We start from the raw sequence: 20,011 nt of genomic DNA on the forward strand, positions 1-20,011 counted from the left end.
GCTCTTCCGATCTACACTCCTGAGCAGCTTTTTGATTTGAAATATTTTGCTATATTATATCCTTTTTTTTGGTTTTATTTGTTGAAATATACTGTAAAATAGCTTTTTGTGCAAATACTACATTGAAATGTGCAAATGAGAGCGAAGAAGAAAAATAAAGAAAAAAGAGGCTTTAAAGGCCTCTTTGATGTTCTTTAACGAAACTAATTTTTAAATACCGGAAAAGCTTTAAACTTCGGCATGCCGGACTAAGAATGGTGTCTCTTCCAAAGCTTCTTGATATCCTTTGACACATTGTAAGATAAACAGAGAATTGCTAAAACATTGAAGAAAATGTTGTCTGTATGATTTGCCAAGAGTACAGAAGCTAAAGCCAATGCTAAAGTCATAATCCAATCCTCCTTAAATTTTTAAATAAAAAAATCGAGGTGACAAGATTCGAACTTGCGACCCCCTGGTCCCAAACCAGGTGCTCTACCAAACTGAGCCACACCTCGGAGTTCCTTCCGTAGAGGAAAGGAACGTCGTTATATTACCCTAAAAGTGAATATTTTGTCAATAGAATTTTTAGAATTTTGATCATAAAAATTTTGAAATTGTTTAGAAAAATGGAGGTAGAAGACTGAGTTCTACCTCCTGCATTTCTATTACAATTATTCCTCCGGAATAGCGTTTCGAACAGCTTCTACTAAAGCATTTCTACTGAAGGTGCATCTCGCAACGGCGTCGATGTCATCTACAGTATCTCTGTTCTTTCCTGTTAGAGCAGGCATGGCAGTTCTTTTTACCTTGTTCCAAAATGAAGCATTTGTGTCGGCAAAGGTGTCATTATCTTCTACTTTGATAATTTTCTTTGCCTTGCTATCCCAGGTTACCTTTACCTTTACGGTGTAGTCATAGGGGACAACTTCGCTTTCTCCATAGAAGGTTTTGATATAGCTGGGATCTGTCTCTTCCTTAGGCTTCTCTGCCGGATTGCTTTCCTCCTCCTTCTTAGGATCTTCGGGAGTGGTATTTTCCGTATCCTCCTCATATTTCCAAATGAAGGTCAAATTCATTTTTCCCCACTGAGGATGGGGATTCTTAAGGTTTACTATAAGGCTGGATATTTTATCGGGATTCCAAGCGACATGATTCTGGGGAAGCTCCTTGCCCTTTTGGTTTTTAACAACTACGCTGTAATCGCTGGTGAAATTTCTCTTCTTTTTGCCCGGAATAGAAACATCATATGTTAAACGTCCCTTTGCAGCTTGAATCTGCTCTTTGGAAATGTCTTTTTCCACAAGTTTTTCTCCGTGCCAAAAAACTTCTGCATGGCTGGGAAGAAGATCATCTACTGAGCTTTCATCTCCTGTGGAAGGTTTAGTTTCCGTCGGATCCTCTTCATAGCTCCAGACATAGTCTATCCGCATGGGAGTCCATTCAGGATATCTCTTTTTCAATTCGATGTGAATTCTGGCATGACTTTTCGAATAAGGAGTATCCAGTTTTGTATAAGGAAGGTCTTCCCCTTTGCTGTTTTTTATTACAACGGTAAAGTCTTCCCTTTTGTTATGTCCTTTCATTTTTGCCGGAACCTTTATACCTTTGAAAATGAGCTGTCCTCTATGTTTTTTTACTTCATCCAAATTATAGTTATTATCTACCACTTTTTCACCGTGCCAGTAAACCTCTACATGGGCGGGAAGAAGAGCGTCATTGGCTTCTGTGTCGGAGGGAGTCGGCTTCTCAATGGTGGAAGAGGAAGTTTTCTCGTCCTTTTTCGGTGTCTCCTCTTTAGGATTCTCCGGCTTTGTATCGGGTTTTGGAGTGTCCGGCTTTGGTGTTTCCGGCTTTGGTGTCTCATTTTCTTCCTTTTCAACCGGCGCATTTTCGTCAAACTGGAAGCTTAAGGAGAAGATTCCTGTTCCTACAAAGCTACCGGAGCTGTAGTTCGGGAATTCTATACGGAACATAATTCCCCTGCGAGTACTCTCTGTTGTTAACTCTTCACCGTCCTTATTATAGGCCTTTGCCATAAACTCCTTGGTATTCCATGCTTCTTGGAACTTCTTTGGAATAGACTGCTTAAAACGCTTAATTCCTCCGCTACTTTGTTCCCATTCTTCCTGTGTAAAGCTATAGCGCTTTACCAGTTCTCCCGCCTTGGTGCGAATCTCCACTTTGGCAGGAATCTGATTTGCCAGATCCTTTACGTTTACGGTAAAGCTTTGGGACAAATCTGTGTCGCCCTTGTGGTAACGAATGGTAACAGTATTATCGCCTACGGTATTTAAGCTTGTGTTATTTTCCGGAGTAGAGCTAAAGCCAGCGGCCTTTGCCAGCTCCCAGTTTTGATACAGTTTATTGTTACCCTGCTCGGTAACAGCTTCCACGATTAAATCATCAATCTTTAGAGCATCTCCCACATGGTATTCTTTCTTTGCCAAACGAGAATCCAGCTTAAAGGAAGCGATAGGGGAGTTGTCCTTGCTGGTGTCCACCTTAACGGTATAAAGCTCATAGCCCCAGGAGCTGAAGCCTTCGTGGGATACATTCTTTAAGGAGAAGCTCCACTGGTTGGCAGCAGCATCATACACGGATCTTGCCACCTCCTTATCCCCATCCATTAAGTGCATGTGGTCAATCTTTCCCTTAGCAGGAATGGTATACCGGAAGTTCTCTTTATCCAGCGTAATGGTAGAGCTGTCTCCATTTGCGTAATGTACGTGGATTTCTGTAGGATATTTCTTGCGAATCTCTGCTCTCGGTACGATGGCGCTGACCAAGTCGATATCCATATCCTTTTGCAGAAAATGTACCAAAATCTCCTTGGTTCCTTCTTTAATGGGAGAACCCTGTGCAGGACTGGTGCCGATACCGTACTGCGCAAATTCCTCCGGGCTTACGACTTTCGTTTCTCCATTGGGAAAATGTAGCTTTAGGCGGGTATCGCTTAAATCCAAAGTCTTACCGCTCTGACTGGGGTTAGGGCGGCTTTCAAACTCCATATGGCTAAAGGGGAAAGCCTCCCGACCTTCTTGCTTCTTCGCCTGATATAAAGCATTTTCCAGGGCTGAGGTATGGGAACGAAGAGTTCTGGTGGCTCCTGCCAACCCGTCATAATACTTTCCGCTCTTACTGTTAACGGATTTTTTCACCTCATCAACAGAGTCCAAGCCTTTGACTCTTTCCAGAAGCCGGTCTCTGAACTTGGCAAAAAAGTCCGGTTGTGTGTCATCGGTAAAAACCACGCTTTCTGCGGAGACGATTTTTCCATTTTCAATTCGAACCTTAACAATATTTGGACCTTTTTCTTGGAAGTGGATCCCCTCCTTGGAAGTTCCGAAATAAACACCGTCCATAAGACTTTGCTTTTTTTCCTCTTCCTTAGGAGTCTCAGGCTTCGTATCCTCCTTAGGAACTTCAGGCTTCTTGTCCTCCTTGGGACTTTCAGGTTTTTTATCTTCCTTAGGCTGTTCCGGTTTTGTCTCCTCCTTAGGCTTCTCCATCTGACTGCCGGAGCTCTTCTCTATATTCTCTTGCTTCTCGCTATCTTTCTTTGCCTCGCTTTGCGATTCTTTGGAGGGGAGTGTCGGAGAAACGGTGCTTCCTGTTGTGGACTCGCTTCCTGTGGAAGCGCTTCTGCGGGAACGGCTTCTATAAGAGGAATCACCGGAGACGGAAGGAAGTGTTCTGCTGACACCGGCAACGCTTTGACCGCTTTCCGTGCCGGGAAGTCCTTTTCCGGCTTCATACACTACCTTGCCATTGGAAAGGTAGCGTCCGTTTTCGTCTACCCTGTATCCATCCTTGGTTAAGCCGGATACTTTTAACTCTCCCAGAGTTTTCGGATCCTCTGCCTCAAAGAAATAGCAGTAACCGTCAATCCACTGCCAGCCGGTCAGTAATTTTCCGAATTGTCCGTTGTGTAAAGTATTGAGGAAATATTTCTTTCCGTTTAAGTTTAACCAACCGGACTGAAGCTCTCCCGAATCCTTTTGGAGGTAGAACCAGTCACCCTCGAAGACAATCCATTCCTTTCGTAAGTTTTCTTCGTCTTTTCCATAATACCATTTTCCGGAACGGTTAAACCATTGCCCAAGGGTACTTACCGGCTTGGCTAGGCTGATGCCGGGAAGCAGCATTGCTGTGGCTATGGAAAGGACAGCGCATGAAAATGCTTTCCTTTTCATAAGGATCTCCTTTCTATCTCTACAAGAGATAGTGCGTGTGATGATGTGGTTAGAAGGGAAGAAAAATGATTGTGTTATACAACTAACCATGTTCTTGTCAATCTTTATTTATGCGAAAATAAAGTTAGTCAAATCTAACCATTAAGAAACGAGATTAAACTATCACAAGAGCAAAAGCTAGTCAATATCCATGAACTATAAAATAATTAATTGCTAATATTTATAATAATTATAATAATGACAAGGCCTTAAAAAGATAAGAAGTGTGGATTTGTGAATAGTGAAAGGGCACAATGCGTTAAAATTATACAAAACCCATAAAAAATAGAAAGAAAAGAAAATGTAATATCAAAAGTGGAAATGGAGGGGAGCGTAAAGAGAGGAGAGGCATCTGTTTTATTCCATTTTCAGGAACGATTTTTCCCTTGAAAAAAGCCATGATTTTTCTTGACTTTTCTTTGTCTCAAGCTTATATTTGTTGAGCGTGAGTTTTCTCGCGCCTTTCTTTATGCATGCCTTTCGCAAGGTGGTCACATAAAGGGAGCAAAACTATTATGAAAGGAGACCAAAATGCCAACATTTAACCAGCTCGTTAGAAAGGGTAGAGAGACCAGTAAGAAAAAGTCCACTGCCCCTGCTCTTCAGAAAGGGTTCAACTCTTTACAGAAGAGAGCAACTACGAACAGCGCTCCACAAAAGAGAGGTGTTTGTACAGCCGTAAAGACTGCAACACCGAAGAAGCCGAACTCTGCTCTTCGTAAGATCGCCAGAGTACGTCTTTCCAACGGAATCGAAGTAACATCCTACATTCCCGGAGAAGGACACAACCTTCAGGAGCACTCTGTTGTTATGATTCGTGGTGGCCGTGTTAAGGATCTTCCCGGTACACGTTATCACATCATTCGTGGTACTTTGGATACTGCAGGCGTTGCAAACCGTATGCAGGCTCGTTCCAAGTACGGCGCAAAGAGACCTAAGGCAAAGAAGGCTTAAGCCGAAATCGTAGTTTCATTTAGACATGGTTATGACGGAAAATTTGGTCACAAAGATAGATAAGCCTGTGTCCATTTCCGCATGAACTCAAAGAAGATGGGAAAAACATTTTCCTAAGAGAGTACCGTTGATCTAAATCCAGTATTTAAGGAGGGAAGTAACGTGCCACGTAAAGGACATACGCTACACAGAGATGTACTGGCAGACCCAATTTACAATTCCAAGATTGTAACTAAGCTTGTAAACTCCATCATGTTAGATGGTAAGAAGGGTGTTGCACAGAAGATCGTTTATGGAGCATTCGAGAAGGTTGCCGCTAAGGCAGAGAAGGATGCTGTAGAAGTATTTGAAGAAGCAATGAACAACATCATGCCTGTACTTGAGGTAAAGGCAAAGAGAGTTGGTGGTGCCACATACCAGGTACCAATGGAAGTAAAGCCTGAGAGACGCCAGACTTTGGCATTAAGATGGCTTACAGAGTTTTCCAGAAAGCGTTCTGAGAAGACTCAGGCAGAAAGATTAGCAAATGAAATTATGGATGCAGCCAACAACACAGGTGCTGCAGTAAAGCGTAAAGAGGAGATGCATAGAATGGCTGAGGCCAATAAGGCATTTGCTCATTACAGATTCTAATAGGAGGAAAGACATTGGCTGAAAGACAGTATTCCCTTGAGCACACAAGAAATATTGGTATCATGGCGCATATTGACGCCGGTAAAACAACACTTTCCGAGCGTATCCTCTATTACACCGGTGTAAACCACAAGATTGGAGAAACCCACGAAGGTAGTGCTACCATGGACTGGATGGAGCAGGAGCAGGAGAGAGGTATCACCATCACCTCCGCTGCAACTACTTGCCACTGGATTCCTGAGAAGGAGCACAAGAAGATCCCTGGAGCACCGGAATATAGAATCAACCTTATTGACACCCCGGGACACGTAGACTTTACCGTAGAGGTTGAGCGTTCTCTTCGTGTTTTGGACGGCGCAGTAGGTGTATTTGACGCAAAGAGCGGTGTAGAGCCTCAGTCTGAGAACGTATGGCGTCAGGCAGATACCTACAATGTACCCCGTATGGCGTTCATCAACAAGATGGACGTTGTAGGAGCGGATTTCTTCCACTCTGTACAGACTATCGTAGACCGTTTGGGTAAGAACTGTATCATTACCCAGGTTCCGATGGGAAGAGAAGACACCTTCAAAGGAGTAATCGACCTCTTCGAGATGAGAGCTTACTTCTACAAGGATGACAAGGGTGAAGATATCGAGATCACAGATGTTCCTGAAGAGTTCAAGGACTTGGCTGAGGAATATCGTGAGAAGTTGGTAGAGCAGATTTCCGAGTTGGATGACGACCTTATGGAGAAATACCTTGAGGGAGAGATTCCGACCGAGCAGGAATTAAAGGCAGCCCTTCGTAAGGGTACCATTGAAGGACAGGCTATTCCTTGTCTTTGCGGTACTGCTTATCGTAACAAGGGTGTGCAGAAGCTTTTGGATGCGGTTATTGATTTCTTACCCGCACCTACAGACATTCCCGATATTCAGGGAACCGATATGGATGGAGAGCCTGACAGCAGACCTTCTTCCGACAATGCACCTTTCGCTGCTCTTGCCTTCAAGATTATGACTGACCCCTTCGTTGGTAAGTTAGCATATTTCCGTGTGTATTCCGGAACATTGAAGACCGGTTCTTATGTTCTGAACTCCACAAAGGAAAAGAAGGAAAGAGTTGGACGTTTGTTGCAGATGCACGCAAACAAGAGAAACGAGTTGGATGAGGTATTCTCCGGAGATATCGCTGCGGCAGTAGGATTTAAGCTTACTTCCACAGGAGATACCATCTGTGATGAGCAGCACCCCATCATCCTCGAGTCCATGGAATTCCCGGAGCCTGTTATCTCTGTGGCTATCGAGCCTAAGACTAAGGCTTCTCAGGGTAAGATGGGTGAGGCTTTGGCAAAGCTTGCTGAAGAAGATCCTACCTTCCGTGTTAGAACCAACGAGGAAACAGGACAGACCATCATCTCCGGAATGGGAGAGTTGCACCTTGAGATTATCGTAGACCGTCTGCTTCGTGAGTTTAAGGTAGAGGCAAACGTTGGTGCTCCCGAAGTTGCTTACAAAGAGACTTTCACAAAGCCTGTTGATGTGGAAGGAAAGTACATTCACCAGTCCGGTGGTTCCGGTATGTACGGACACTGTAAGGTTAAGTTCGAGCCTATGGATCCGAATGGAGAAGAGCTCTTCAAGTTCCAGTCTACCGTTGTGGGTGGATCTATTCCTAAGGAATACATCCCTGCAATCGAGAAGGGTATTCGTGAAGCGGCTAACTCCGGAGTACTTGCAGGATTCCCTGTATTGGGTGTTAATGCCAATGTTTACGACGGATCTTACCACGAGGTCGACTCTAACGAGCGTGCCTTCGAGTTTGCCGGATCCATTGCCTTCAAGAACGCTATGCAGAAGGCTGATCCAATCCTTTTAGAGCCTATCATGAAGGTGGAGATTACTACACCGGAAGAGTATATGGGTAACGTAATCGGAGACGTAAACTCTCGTCGTGGTAGAATCGAAAGCATGGAAGACATCCCTTCCGGAAAGCAGGTTAATGCCTTCGTTCCATTGTCAGAGATGTTCGGATATGCAACAGACCTTCGTTCCAAGACTCAGGGTAGAGCAAACTACTCCATGTTCTTCGAGAAGTATGAGAAGTGTCCTAAGAACGTTCAGGAAAAGGTTCTTTCCAACGTAAAGAAATAATAGAATTACGTAGGAAAAAGAATGTATTTATTCCATAGAAAAACTTAACTATGGGATAGAAAAAAGAAGATTTAACAGGCCTTTTCTGTGGCCCTTCAGACTACAGAAAAAGGCTTGCTTTCAAGGAAAACTAATGATAAAATCATGGTCACTGGGTTCTTTTTCGGACGAACTTGGGATGTACTGCAATTCGCATGCTATGCATGCGTTGGTGCTTGGCATGATTTTCGTTGTATTACATTTATTAGGAGGGTATTGAAATGGCAAAGGCGCATTTTGAGCGAACCAAACCACACTGTAACATCGGAACTATCGGACACGTAGACCACGGTAAGACAACTCTTACAGCTGCTATTACCAAGGTTTTAGCAGACCGTGTAGCTGGTAACACAGCAACAGACTTCGCTAACATCGATAAGGCTCCGGAAGAGAGAGAAAGAGGAATCACCATCAACACCTCTCACGTTGAGTACGAGACAGAGAAGAGACACTATGCTCACGTTGACTGCCCGGGACACGCCGACTATGTTAAGAACATGATCACCGGTGCTGCTCAGATGGATGGAGCTATCCTCGTAGTAGCTGCTACCGACGGTGTTATGGCGCAGACAAGAGAGCACATCCTTCTTGCACGTCAGGTAGGTGTTCCTGCTATCGTTGTATTCCTGAACAAGTGTGACATGGTTGACGATCCAGAGCTTCTTGAGCTTGTAGAGATGGAAGTTAGAGAGCTTCTTTCCGAGTATGAGTTCCCTGGAGATGACATCCCTGTAATCAAGGGCTCCGCATTAAAGGCTCTTGAAGATCCGAAGTCCGAGTGGGGCGATAAGATCATGGAACTTATGGATGCTGTAGACAGCTATATCCCAGAGCCAGCTCGTGAGACTGATAAGCCTTTCCTTATGCCTGTTGAGGATATCTTCACCATCACAGGACGTGGAACTGTTGCTACCGGTAGAGTAGAGCGTGGAGTTCTTCATGTATCTGATGAAGTTGAAATCGTTGGAATCAACGAGGAGACTCAGAAGTCCGTTATCACCGGTATCGAGATGTTCCGTAAGCAGCTTGATGAGGCTATGGCAGGAGATAACGTTGGTCTTCTTCTCCGTGGTATCAACCGTGACCAGATCGAAAGAGGACAGGTTATCTGTAAGCCGGGTTCTGTAAAGTGCCACAAGAAGTTTACCGCTCAGGTTTACGTATTAACAAAGGATGAAGGTGGACGTCATACTCCTTTCTTCACCAACTATCGTCCTCAGTTCTATTTCAGAACCACTGACGTAACCGGTATCTGCATGCTGCCAGACGGCGTAGAGATGGTTATGCCCGGTGATAACACTGAGATGGAAGTAGATCTTATTCACCCAATCGCTATGGAAGAGGGACTTCGTTTCGCTATCCGTGAGGGTGGAAGAACTGTAGGATCCGGAAGAGTTGTTAAGATTCTTGAGTAATTAGAAAGAATCCCTAAACGAATCTTTAAGAAAAGCGTGTTTCGCAAGGAACACGCTTTTTTGCTGTATTTTTTACCTAAAGTGCGTTATGATAGAAAAGTTAAACTGAACAAAGATAGGACAAAAAATATGGGAAAAAATCTTGATAATTTAGATGATGTAAAGAAAATGTTGTCGAAAAAAAGTCGAGAAAAGATTATTTTAAAGAAAAGAAATCAACGACAAAGAAAACTTCATAAGATTCAGAAAAAGAGAAGGGATTTTCATGAGCAATCCTTTTTTCTGATACCGATTATTGTGTTGGTCTTGATTGTGCTGATTAAAATATTGGAAGCTTTAGGCTTCGGTGCATCACCCTATCAGGAGAAACCGAAACTGAAGGCCAGCGCTTCCAACATTGTCAGTTCTTCAGATGTGGAAGAGGATAAAGATCAGACTTTAGCAGAATACAATGATGATGTGCTGGTGAAATTTTTCCAGGAGTATTTTCAAGCGAAGCTTGCTGCGGATGTGGACACTCTCTATCGTCTTAGCGGTGTGGAAAATCAAAGCAAGGAGCAAAGAGAAAGGTTGCAAAAGCAGCTGAAAACCCAAGCCGGATACATTGAAGCCTATGACAATATAAAAACCTACGCGGTGCCCGGTATAGGGAAAAATGAAAAGCTTATTTTCCTGCAGTACCAGGTACATTTTCGTAGGGCAAAAACGCCGGCACCGGCTTTGATGTACTGCTATATGCGGGTAAACGATCAGAATTCCTTTGAATTGGTAGAAAATAAAACTCCGGAGCAAACAAAGTTTATCCACGCCTATATCGCCACTCATACCAATGTGCAGGACTTAATCAATGCGGTGGATTCTCAGCTTTTAGAGGCTCTGTCTTCAGATTCTCGACTGGCTGTTCTTTATGATGCCTTCCAGACCGGAAGAATCTATACCCAGGATCAGGCCTCCATTGATTCTGAGGTATCTCTTTTAGAGGTAAATGATGATGGCCCCGCTGCGGCTACAGAATCCGATAGCAGTGATTCTCTGTCTCCCGGTGGGGAGGCAAGTTCTTCAGCTTCCGAAAACCTGACATCGGCAGAAAATGCCGGTGGAGACACTTTGGCAGATGTCGGTACGGAAACAACAGCTACGACAGCCTCAGAAGGAAATATAGAAAGTACGACTGCCGGTAACGGATAGAAGATAGAGTTATAGAAGGGAATTCCATGAATACCAAAGATTTTTATTATGACTTACCGGAGGAATTGATTGCCCAGGATCCCCTGCTGAATCGCTCCTCCTCTCGTCTCATGCTTTTAGATAAGGAAACGGGAGAAATCGAGCATAAGCATTTTTATGATATCCTGGACTATTTGCATCCGGGAGACTGTCTGGTCTTAAATGAAACCAAGGTGATTCCGGCCAGATTATACGGGGTGAAGGAAGATACCGGAGCGCAGGTGGAGGTGCTTTTATTACATCGAAAAGATAAGGAGCACTGGGAGTGTCTGGTAAAGCCCGGAAAGAAATTAAAGCCCGGCGTAAGGATTTCCTTTGGGGATGGAAGACTGAAGGCAGAAATTATAGATATTTTAGAGGAGGGAAACCGGCTGATTCGCTTTGAATTCAGCGGAATTTTTGAAGAGGTATTGGACAAGTTGGGAGAGATGCCTCTTCCTCCTTATATTACCCATAAATTAGAGGACAGAACCCGTTATAATACCGTCTATGCTAAAGAAGAGGGCTCTGCGGCAGCCCCTACGGCGGGACTGCATTGGACAAAAGAATTACTGGAGCAGTGTGAGGCTAAGGGGGTTGAGATTCTTCGTATCACCCTGCATGTAGGCCTTGGTACCTTCCGACCGGTGAAAATGGAGGAAGTGGAGAAGCATCACATGCATTCCGAATATTATTCCGTTTCCCAAGAGGTGGCGGAGAAGATAGAAGCCTGCAAAAAAAGAGGGGGAAGAGTCATCTGTACCGGAACGACTTCCTGCAGAGCCCTGGAGTCCGCCGCAAGAGAAAGTGGAAAAATAGAAGCCAAGTCCGGCTGGACAGATATTTTCATCTATCCGGGATTTTCTTTTAAGGTGATGGATGCCTTGATTACCAACTTCCATTTGCCGGAGTCCACCCTTCTTATGCTGGTTTCCGCATTGTCCAGCAGGGAGAAAATCTTGCATGCCTATGAAGAGGCGGTTAAGGAAAAGTATCGTTTCTTCAGTTTTGGGGATGCCATGTTTATTCATTAGGAATAAGGGGGAAGGATGCGTATCAATAAATGGCTCAGTGCCATGGGGATTTGTTCCAGAAGAGAGGCGGACCGTTATATTTCCGAAGGCAAGCTTTGGGTAAACGGAGAGAAAGCCAGCCTTGGTATGGAAATTCTGGGAAAAGAGGAGATTCTCTTAGAGGGGAAGCTTATTTCCGGAAAAGGGCATAAGAAGGAAAAACCAAAGCCTGTTCTGCTGAAATATTATAAGCCAAGAGGCATTATCTGTACCACAGGAGAGAAGGACAGAGGGAAAAATGTCATTGAGGCCATCGGCTATAAGGAAAGAATCTACCCAATCGGTCGTCTGGATAAAGACTCTGAAGGTTTGTTGCTTTTGACCAATCAGGGAGATTTGGTGAATCGAATTAATAAAGCCAGCGGTTATAAGGAAAAAGAATACATTGTTTCGGTGGATAAGCCGGTGACCAAGGAATTTTTACAGGAAATGTCCTCAGGCGTTTACCTTCCGGAACTGGAGAGAACTACCAGACGGGCAGTGCTTTGGCAGGATCCAAAGCTGCCCAAGGAGATTCAGCGGAAGCAGTTTCACATTGTCTTAACGGAAGGCTTAAATCGCCAGATTCGTAGAATGTGCGAAGCCCTTGGCTATGAAGTGACTCGCTTAAAGCGGATTCGGGTGATGAATATAGAACTGGGAAAAATGAAACCCGGAGAATATTTCGAGATAAAAAGAGAAGAGTTAGAGCTTTTTTGAGGGATAGCCCGAAGCGCAAGGATGATAGCTTAGGAAGTAAGAGGATAGTATGGGGAGTCAAGAAAATAGCAAAATAGAAGAAAATAGCGGATTGCAAGAAGCCGATAAGCAGGATAGTATTGCCCGAATGAAGGGGTTGATTTCCTTTTTGAATGAGGCGGCTAAGGCCTATTATCAGGAGGGAAGAGAGATTGTCTCCAACTTAGAGTACGACAAGGCCTATGATACTTTGCTGAGTCTGGAAAAGGAGAGCGGCGTGGTACTTTCCGGAAGCCCCAGCCAAAATGTAGGCTATGCGGTAGCTACCGCTCTACCCAAGGAAGCCCATGAAACACCGATGCTTTCGTTGGATAAAACCAAGTCTGTAGGGGATTTGCAAAGCTTTTTGCAGGGGCAGGAGGGAATTCTTTCCTGGAAATTGGACGGATTAACCATCGTTTTGCATTATCAGGAGGGAAAGCTTTTAAAGGCGGTAACCAGAGGAAACGGTATCATAGGAGAATTGGTTACGGAAAATGCCAAGACCTTCCAAAATTTGCCATTACAGATTCCTTTTAAGGGGCATCTTGTGGTGCGAGGAGAGGCCTTTATTTCCTATTCCGATTTTGAAAGAATCAATGAGGAGCTTCCGGAGGAGGGCGCCAAATACAAAAATCCCAGAAACCTTTGTTCCGGTTCCGTTCGTCAGCTGGATCCGAAGGTGACGAAGGAAAGAAGGGTGCAGATTTCGTTGTTTAGCCTGGTGCTTGCGGAGGAAGAGGGAAAAGCTCCGGATTTTCATAACCAGCATGAGGAAGAGTTCCGCTTTCTGGAAAAGCAGGGATTTTCCGTGGTACATAGAAAAATGGTGAACGCTGAAAATATCCAAGAGGCGGTAGCGGAGTTTTCCAAGCTGATGCCGAAAAATGACTTCCCCTCCGATGGACTGGTGCTTTTATATAACGATATCGCCTATGGAGAAAGTTTGGGAAGAACCGCGAAATTTCCCCGGAATGCCATTGCCTTTAAGTGGCAGGATGAGGAGGAGACTACAAAGCTTCTTTCCGTGGAATGGTCTCCCAGCAGAACAGGCTTGATTAATCCGGTGGCGATTTTTACTCCGGTGGAACTGGAGGGCACAGTGGTCAGCAGAGCCAGTCTTCACAATATCACCTATTGCGAGGATTTGGCCCTTGGTATCGGGGATGAAATCACGGTTTATAAGGCAAATATGATTATTCCCCAGATTGGGGAAAACAAAACAAAGTCAGGGAATTTGGAGATTCCCAAGCATTGTCCCGCCTGTCAGGGAGAAACCAAGATTGTTAAGGACAAAGAAACCAAGATGCTCTATTGCACAAATCCCCATTGTCCGGCAAAGCGGATTAAGCAGTTTGCTCTATTTGTCAGTCGAGATGCCCTGAATATCGAGGGACTTTCCGAGATGACCTTGGAAAAATGGCTGGGCAGAGGCTTTATCCAGGAGTTTCCGGATCTCTTTTCCTTGGAAAAGTATAGAGAAGAAATTATCGGTATGGAGGGCTTTGGCCTAAAGTCCTTTGAGAAAATTCAGGAAAATATCGAAAAGGCTAAAACTTCCAATCTGGGTAGACTTCTTTATGGTCTGGGAATAGAGGGAATCGGTGTTAGCAACGGTAGAATGTTGGCAGAGGCCTTTTCTCAGGATCCATACAAGCTGATGGACGCTACAAAAGAAGAAATCCTTCAGGTGAAGGGCATTGGGCAGGTCTTGGCAGATAGTATTGCAGAGTATTTTCAAAAGGAAGAAAATAGGCGCGTAGTTTTGGAACTTCTCTCTATTTTGCATTTGGAAAAGGAAGAGAAAGAGGAAAAAAGTGGAATCAGCGGAAAGCATTTCGTGATTACTGGAGCGGTTCATCATTTTCCCAATCGAAAGGCTTTAGAGAAGGAAATCCGAAAGGCCGGGGGGCAGAGCAGCTCTTCCGTGTCTCAAAACACAGACTACTTAATCAACAATGACAGTACTTCCGGAAGCAGTAAGAACAAGAAGGCCAAGGAGCTGGGAGTTCCGATTATAACGGAGGAAGAGTTCTTAAAGCTTTTGGAGGCTTAGGTTTTGCCGTTCAAGAAAGGCAAGGGATAGTGAAGGGATTGCAGAGATAGCGGCGAGCTTCTGAGCTGCTATATTTGAGACTTAATGTGTCGGAAGATAGGGCACATATCATAAAAGGGAAGGACAGAGAATGGAAAACTATGATTTATATTTTCCCCACCTGGGAATCGGCATTGAAAAATTACAGAACAGTATATCGGTTTTTGGTTTTTCTATAGCTTTCTACGGCATTATTATCGGAATCGGAATGCTTCTGGGCATGTCTGTGGCTTCAAGGGATTATGCCAAGCATGGCCACAAGGTGGATGATATTCAGGACTTTGCCTTGATTGTGATTGTTCTGGGAGTCATTGGCGCCAGGCTCTACTATGTGATTTTCGAGTGGGAATATTATTCCAAGCATTTGTTGGAGATTCCCAATATTCGTCAGGGAGGATTGGCAATTTACGGCGGTGTATTGGCGGCCATTGCCACCTGTATAGGCTTTTGTAAGAAGAGAAAGCTGAACTTTCTGCCGATGGCGGATTCCGGTGCCATCGGATTGATTTTGGGGCAGGCTATCGGCCGTTGGGGGAATTTCTTCAATGCGGAAGCCTTTGGGGGATATACGAATTCCTTACTGGCCATGCGGATTAAGGAAAGTATTGTGAATCCGGGGATGTTGAATAGCGATGTGCTCTCGAATTTGCAATATATTTCCGGCGTATCCTATATTCAGGTGCATCCCACATTTTTCTATGAGAGTATGTGGAATCTCTGTATTTTTGCCTTTCTTTATTTTTACTCTAAAAGAAAGAATTATGACGGACAGATTTTTCTCTTTTACTTAATGCTATACGGCTTTGGACGCTTCTTTATTGAAGGGCTTCGGGCGGATTCCCTGATGTTCTTCGGAACCGGCATTGCGGTTAGTCAGATGCTTTCTTTGCTTTTATTTGTGATCAGTATCATCGCCCAGGTCATCCTTTATGCCAAAAAGAAGGGGAGCCTGTAAATACTTGCTTTGGAGGACTTCATGAAACATATCATTATCGGAACTGCCGGACACATTGACCATGGTAAAACTTCTCTTATTCGTGCTTTAACCGGAAGAGAGACGGACCGCTTAAAGGAAGAACAGGATCGGGGGATTACCATTGAGCTGGGCTTTACCTGGTTTGACTTAAAGGACGGCACCCGCTGCGGTGTCATCGATGTACCGGGGCATGAGAAATTTATTCAGCAGATGGTTTCCGGAGTTTGCGGTATGGATATGGTGCTCCTGGTGGTGGCGGCGGATGAGGGAATCATGCCCCAGACCAGAGAGCATTTGGACATCCTTTCTCTGCTTGGCATTGAGAATTGTATTGTGGTACTGACCAAATGCGATCTGGTGGATGAGGACTGGATTTCCATGGTAAAAGAGGATATTCGGGAGGAATTCCAGGGAACCATGCTGGAGAAGGCTAAGATTGTGGAGGTATCCACGAAAACCGGAGCGGGAATCGATGGCTGCAAGGATGCTATTTTGGAAATGGTGAAAACTCTTCCGGAAAAAAGCCCCAGCGGTCTACCCAGACTCCCCATTGACAGGATCTTCAGCCTTCAGGGCTTGGGAACCATTATTACCGGCACCTTGATTTCCGGAACTTTGACAAAGGGGGATGCGGTGGAGATTTATCCCAAGCGTCTTCCGGTGCGCATCCGAAATATCCAGGTTCATGAACAGGATGCAGAGCAGGCGGTGGCAGGACAGAGAGTGGCCTTGAACCTAACAGGATTAAAGAAGGGCGATATCAAGAAGGGCGCTGTACTGGCTCGGGAAAACAGCTTTGAAAATACCAAGCTTTTGGATGCTAAGGTACGCATTCTTCCCTCCTCCCAAAGAACCATTAAAAACAGAGAGAGACTGCATTTTCTGACCGGTACCGCAGAACTGCTTTGTCGTATTATTCTTCTGGACAAAGAGGAGCTTAAGGCAGGGGAAGAGGGATATTGTCAGATTCTTTTAGAGCAGGAAATGGTTTTTGGCAAAGGGGATCCCTTCCTTCTTCGGTTTTACAGCCCTGTGGAAACCATTGGCGGAGGAACTGTTCTGGAGGCCAATGCCAAGAAGAAAAAGCGTTTCCGGGAAGAGGAAATTGATGCCTTAAGACGAAAGGAAGAGGGCTCTTTAGAGGAGACTTTGGAAAGTTATTTCCTGGAGGCAAAATTTGGTGCCGGACTAAAGGAGGCGGGAAAAGACCTTTCTTTGGAAAATGAGGAATTGCTTCCCCTTGTGGAGGAGCTACGCGGTAACGGAAAGCTTTGTGAGCTTCCTTTGCAGCAGGGAACAGTTTATCTTTATGGAGACAATAAATTTTATTGGGAGAGTAAATGTAAGGAAGAGTTGGAAAAATTCCGAAAAGCCCATCCCTATCGCATCGGTATGGCAAAGGCAGAATTACGGGAAAAGTTATGGAAAAAGGGCAATGCCAAGGTCTTTGATGCCCTGCTTTCTCTCCTTCCCGAACTGCAAACTAAGGGGGATCTGCTCTATCTTTCCTCCCAAGAGGATTTTAAAGACGCAAATTATCAAGGTATAGAAAAATCTATTTTAACGACTCTGGAAAATGCCAGCTACCAGCTCTTGAAATTAGAAGAGCTGGAAAGAGGAAAGGCCAAGGAAGAAGATTTTCAGGATATTTTGCAAAATACCGTAGTGGAAGGAAGAGTGGTGAAGGTGGGAGAGGATCCTGAGCTTTTGATCCTTGCACAGGATTTGGAGAAGGTTAAGGCCTGGGTATTGGAATATTTTCAAAAGGAAGAAGTCTTGGGCATTGCTACCCTTAAGGATGCATTTTCTACCAGTAGAAAATGTGCAAAAGCCATGATTCAGTATTTTGACCGGGAAAAAATCACGAAAAAAGTTTCCGGAGAATCGGAGCGTGTGGCGGGATCCGCTGCAAAATAAGAAGGGAGCGCAAGGTGAAAAAACTACTGATTTACGGAGATTCTATCAGCTACGGTTATCTTCCCAATGAAAAGCATCAGGATCTGCGCTTGCCCTTGGAAGAACGGTATTATTATGCCTTGGAACAGGCATTTCCTGACTATTCCCTTCTGGTAGAAGCAAAGGTGGGGAGATGCATTCCGGAGCTTCCCTTTGAGTGGGAGGATCTGCAAAAGGCATGTAAAGACTTTGAACCTGAGGATAGAATGATTCTTTTTCTGGGAATCAACGATTACTTAAGCTTTGGAAGACCTGACGGAGAAAGAGTCATTAAAAGGCTGGCGGAATTTTTGGAGGACTGTCCTCGCTACGGAATTCCCTTCCCGAAGGAACATATCCTTTATATTGCGCCTCCCTCTCTGTCCTTTCCGGGAGATCGTTCTTATGAAGCCTTTTCTACCTTGGATGGAAAATGGGATGCTTCTCTAAAGGCATTTTGCAAGGAAAAAGGAATTCTGTGCTTTAGTCCCTTTGCTTTAGCCCTTCCCCGCTTTCCGGACCGGGTACATCTTCTTCCTGAAGGGCAGATTATTCTGGGAGAAGTGCTTTTACAATTTATAAAGGAAAAAGATTTTTTAGCGTAATAAGACGAATTAGAGCTGTAAAGAATCAAAATAATGTAGTGCAAACGATTTTGATTCTTTATGGCTTCTTTTTTATTTCGGTCTTGCCAAACTGCATGGGAGATAATTGTTTAAAATTTTAGAAAGCTTTAAAAAATATACAAAATAGCAAGAAAAATTCAGCAAAATGGACTATGTATATAGAAATTTACTATATAAAGTCGGAAAAAATTGCTATAGAGAACAATTCTGGATAAAATATTCACAATCAAACATTTTTCTTTAATGAAAAGGAGAAAAGCCATGAATGTTTTACAGGATTTTATTGGAAAAGGAAATACGTTCCTTTGGAGCTTTCTGCTGATCTTCTTGCTGTGTGGAACCGGAATCTATTACACGATTCGCCTGCGTTTTATTCAGCTAAGACGCCTTGGAGAAGGATTTAAGTTGGTTTTCGGACACTTTTCCTTAAAGGGTGAGAAGCATGAAAAAGGAGAGATGTCACCCTTCCAGGCCATTGCGACTGCGATTGCGGCCCAGGTAGGAACCGGTAATCTGGCAGGTGCTGCAACAGCGATTGTCAGTGGAGGCCCGGGTGCAATTTTTTGGATGTGGGTTTCCGCATTTTTTGGAATGGCAACCATCTATGGCGAGGCCGTATTGGCTCAGGTGTATAAAGAAGAGAAGGATGGCGATATAACCGGAGGTCCTGTATATTACATTAAGGCTGCATTTTCCGGTGCACTGGGTAAGGTTTTGGCCGGACTCTTTGCGGTATTCATCATCTTGGCTTTAGGCTTTATGGGAAATATGGTGCAGTCCAACTCTATCGGTGCAGCATTCCAGGAAGTCTTCCATATTATGAACTTTGAAATTCCTCCTATAGCTATCGGTGTCTTTGTTGCAGCGATTGCAGCCTTCATCTTCCTTGGCGGAACCAAGAGATTGGCAGCTGTACTGGAGAAAATTGTTCCGATTATGGCAGGCGTATATATTCTGGGTGCGGTAGTCTTTATCCTTATGCATATCACCGCTTTGCCGGGAGCATTGGCATCTATCTTTATCGGTGCTTTTAATCCTCAGGCAGTAACCGGTGCGGCACTTGGTATCACCATTCGTCAAGCTATTCGTTTCGGTGTTGCAAGAGGACTCTTCTCTAACGAAGCCGGAATGGGTTCCACTCCTCACGCTCATGCCAGAGCAAAGGCGAAGTGCCCGGATGATCAGGGACTTTGCGCAATGGTTTCCGTATTTATTGATACCTTTGTTGTTTTGAATTTTACGGTATTCGTTATTTTAACCAGCGGTATCTATGGACAGTTGGATCCTGCAACCCAGAAGCCTCTGTATACCGGTATTGCTTTAACCCAGAGAGCCTTTGTAGCGGGCTTCGGCAATTTTGGACATTTCTTTGTAGCCATTTGTCTGTTCTTCTTTGCTTTCTCCACTGTTTTGGGATGGCATTTCTTCGGAGCGGTAAACGTACAGTATCTCTTCGGAAAGAAGGCGGTAACTCTTTACTCCCTGATTGTTGTAGCTTGTATTATTGTAGGAACAACATTAAAGGTAGAATTGGTTTGGGATATGGCGGACTTCTTTAACGGTCTGATGGTTATTCCGAATGTATTGGCTCTGCTTGCTCTATTCCGTGTAGTGAAAGAGCATGTGAAAAAATAAAAGAAATATAGGATGAATAATCCTTTTTTCTAATTCTATTCCTTAAATAGTAGTAAAGAAAAAAGTGCTGCCCGGCAGCACTTTTTTCTTTTGTATTTGTTATGGCTATTTCAGACTTTCGTCTAGGGTAATTTGATTATACCTTGGAGATCTTCTTTTGTGAAATTGGACAATTCCATAAAGCTTTGGACTTATAGAAACTTACTATGGATAAGAACGTAATTTTTATAAATATCTTGTAAAAATCTGACAAAGCAATTTATTGAAATACGGATTTAGAAATATAAAAAATTTTTTGATGACATAAAAATTATTTTGTAGAAAATACTTATAGAATAAAACAATATATAAAACAATTTTG

Annotated in this window: 14 protein-coding genes and 1 tRNA gene; 12 read left to right on the plus strand and 3 right to left on the minus strand. The window is 44.0% G+C overall.

The window, feature by feature from the left end:
- Positions 1 to 248 precede the first annotated feature (248 nt).
- The 3 genes from RYL27_RS02730 to RYL27_RS02740 all read right to left on the minus strand — a co-directional run bounded on the left by RYL27_RS02730 (position 249) and on the right by RYL27_RS02740 (position 4,175).
- The gene (locus RYL27_RS02730; RefSeq protein ID WP_314965067.1) at positions 249 to 389 is read right to left on the minus strand and encodes a hypothetical protein; all 141 of its coding nucleotides are present in this window, start codon (positions 387 to 389) and stop codon (positions 249 to 251) included.
- A gap of 34 nt (positions 390 to 423) precedes the next feature.
- A tRNA-Pro gene (locus RYL27_RS02735) sits at positions 424 to 497 on the minus strand.
- Between the two features lie 156 nt (positions 498 to 653).
- Positions 654 to 4,175, minus strand: coding sequence for a bacterial Ig-like domain-containing protein (locus RYL27_RS02740; RefSeq protein WP_314965069.1), 3,522 nt, complete (start codon positions 4,173 to 4,175; stop codon positions 654 to 656).
- A 570-nt stretch (positions 4,176 to 4,745) separates the two neighbouring features.
- On the opposite strand from RYL27_RS02740, the gene rpsL reads away from it, so the two are divergent.
- The 12 genes from rpsL (at position 4,746) to RYL27_RS02800 (ending at position 19,650) form a co-directional block, all read left to right on the plus strand.
- On the plus strand, positions 4,746 to 5,168 hold the full coding sequence (rpsL, locus tag RYL27_RS02745) for a 30S ribosomal protein S12 (protein ID WP_007157964.1): 423 nt from the start codon (positions 4,746 to 4,748) through the stop codon (positions 5,166 to 5,168).
- A gap of 162 nt (positions 5,169 to 5,330) precedes the next feature.
- A complete protein-coding gene (gene rpsG / locus RYL27_RS02750; RefSeq protein ID WP_007157963.1) occupies positions 5,331 to 5,801 on the plus strand; it encodes a 30S ribosomal protein S7 in 471 nt (156 codons plus the stop codon).
- Positions 5,802 to 5,815: 14 nt separating this feature from the next.
- On the plus strand, positions 5,816 to 7,933 hold the full coding sequence (gene fusA, locus RYL27_RS02755; protein ID WP_314833743.1) for an elongation factor G: 2,118 nt from the start codon (positions 5,816 to 5,818) through the stop codon (positions 7,931 to 7,933).
- Positions 7,934 to 8,193: 260 nt separating this feature from the next.
- Positions 8,194 to 9,387: an elongation factor Tu gene (gene tuf / locus RYL27_RS02760; protein ID WP_007157961.1), complete on the plus strand. Its 1,194-nt coding sequence runs from the start codon at positions 8,194 to 8,196 to the stop codon at positions 9,385 to 9,387.
- Positions 9,388 to 9,516: 129 nt separating this feature from the next.
- Entirely contained in the window at positions 9,517 to 10,575 is a 1,059-nt protein-coding gene (locus RYL27_RS02765; RefSeq protein WP_314965072.1) for a hypothetical protein, read from the plus strand.
- A 26-nt stretch (positions 10,576 to 10,601) separates the two neighbouring features.
- Entirely contained in the window at positions 10,602 to 11,627 is a 1,026-nt protein-coding gene (gene queA / locus RYL27_RS02770; RefSeq protein WP_314965074.1) for a tRNA preQ1(34) S-adenosylmethionine ribosyltransferase-isomerase QueA, read from the plus strand.
- A gap of 15 nt (positions 11,628 to 11,642) precedes the next feature.
- Positions 11,643 to 12,365 carry a pseudouridine synthase gene (locus RYL27_RS02775; protein WP_314965076.1) on the plus strand — a complete coding sequence of 241 codons (723 nt, stop codon included), beginning with the start codon at positions 11,643 to 11,645 and terminating at the stop codon, positions 12,363 to 12,365.
- A gap of 127 nt (positions 12,366 to 12,492) precedes the next feature.
- Complete coding sequence (gene ligA, locus RYL27_RS02780) at positions 12,493 to 14,439, plus strand: NAD-dependent DNA ligase LigA (RefSeq protein WP_314965096.1); 1,947 nt, start codon at positions 12,493 to 12,495, stop codon at positions 14,437 to 14,439.
- Positions 14,440 to 14,569: 130 nt separating this feature from the next.
- The gene (gene lgt, locus RYL27_RS02785; protein WP_314965077.1) at positions 14,570 to 15,433 is read left to right on the plus strand and encodes a prolipoprotein diacylglyceryl transferase; all 864 of its coding nucleotides are present in this window, start codon (positions 14,570 to 14,572) and stop codon (positions 15,431 to 15,433) included.
- 21 nt (positions 15,434 to 15,454) lie between these two features.
- Entirely contained in the window at positions 15,455 to 17,371 is a 1,917-nt protein-coding gene (gene selB, locus RYL27_RS02790) for a selenocysteine-specific translation elongation factor (RefSeq protein WP_314965079.1), read from the plus strand.
- A gap of 14 nt (positions 17,372 to 17,385) precedes the next feature.
- A complete protein-coding gene (locus RYL27_RS02795) occupies positions 17,386 to 17,994 on the plus strand; it encodes an SGNH/GDSL hydrolase family protein (RefSeq protein WP_314965081.1) in 609 nt (202 codons plus the stop codon).
- A gap of 282 nt (positions 17,995 to 18,276) precedes the next feature.
- Complete coding sequence (locus RYL27_RS02800; RefSeq protein WP_183683271.1) at positions 18,277 to 19,650, plus strand: alanine/glycine:cation symporter family protein; 1,374 nt, start codon at positions 18,277 to 18,279, stop codon at positions 19,648 to 19,650.
- The last annotated feature ends 361 nt before the right edge of the window (positions 19,651 to 20,011 follow it).

Origin of the sequence: Oribacterium sinus, from assembly GCF_963537195.1 — a bacterium.
Taxonomy (GTDB): Bacteria; Bacillota; Clostridia; order Lachnospirales; family Lachnospiraceae; genus Oribacterium; species Oribacterium sinus_A.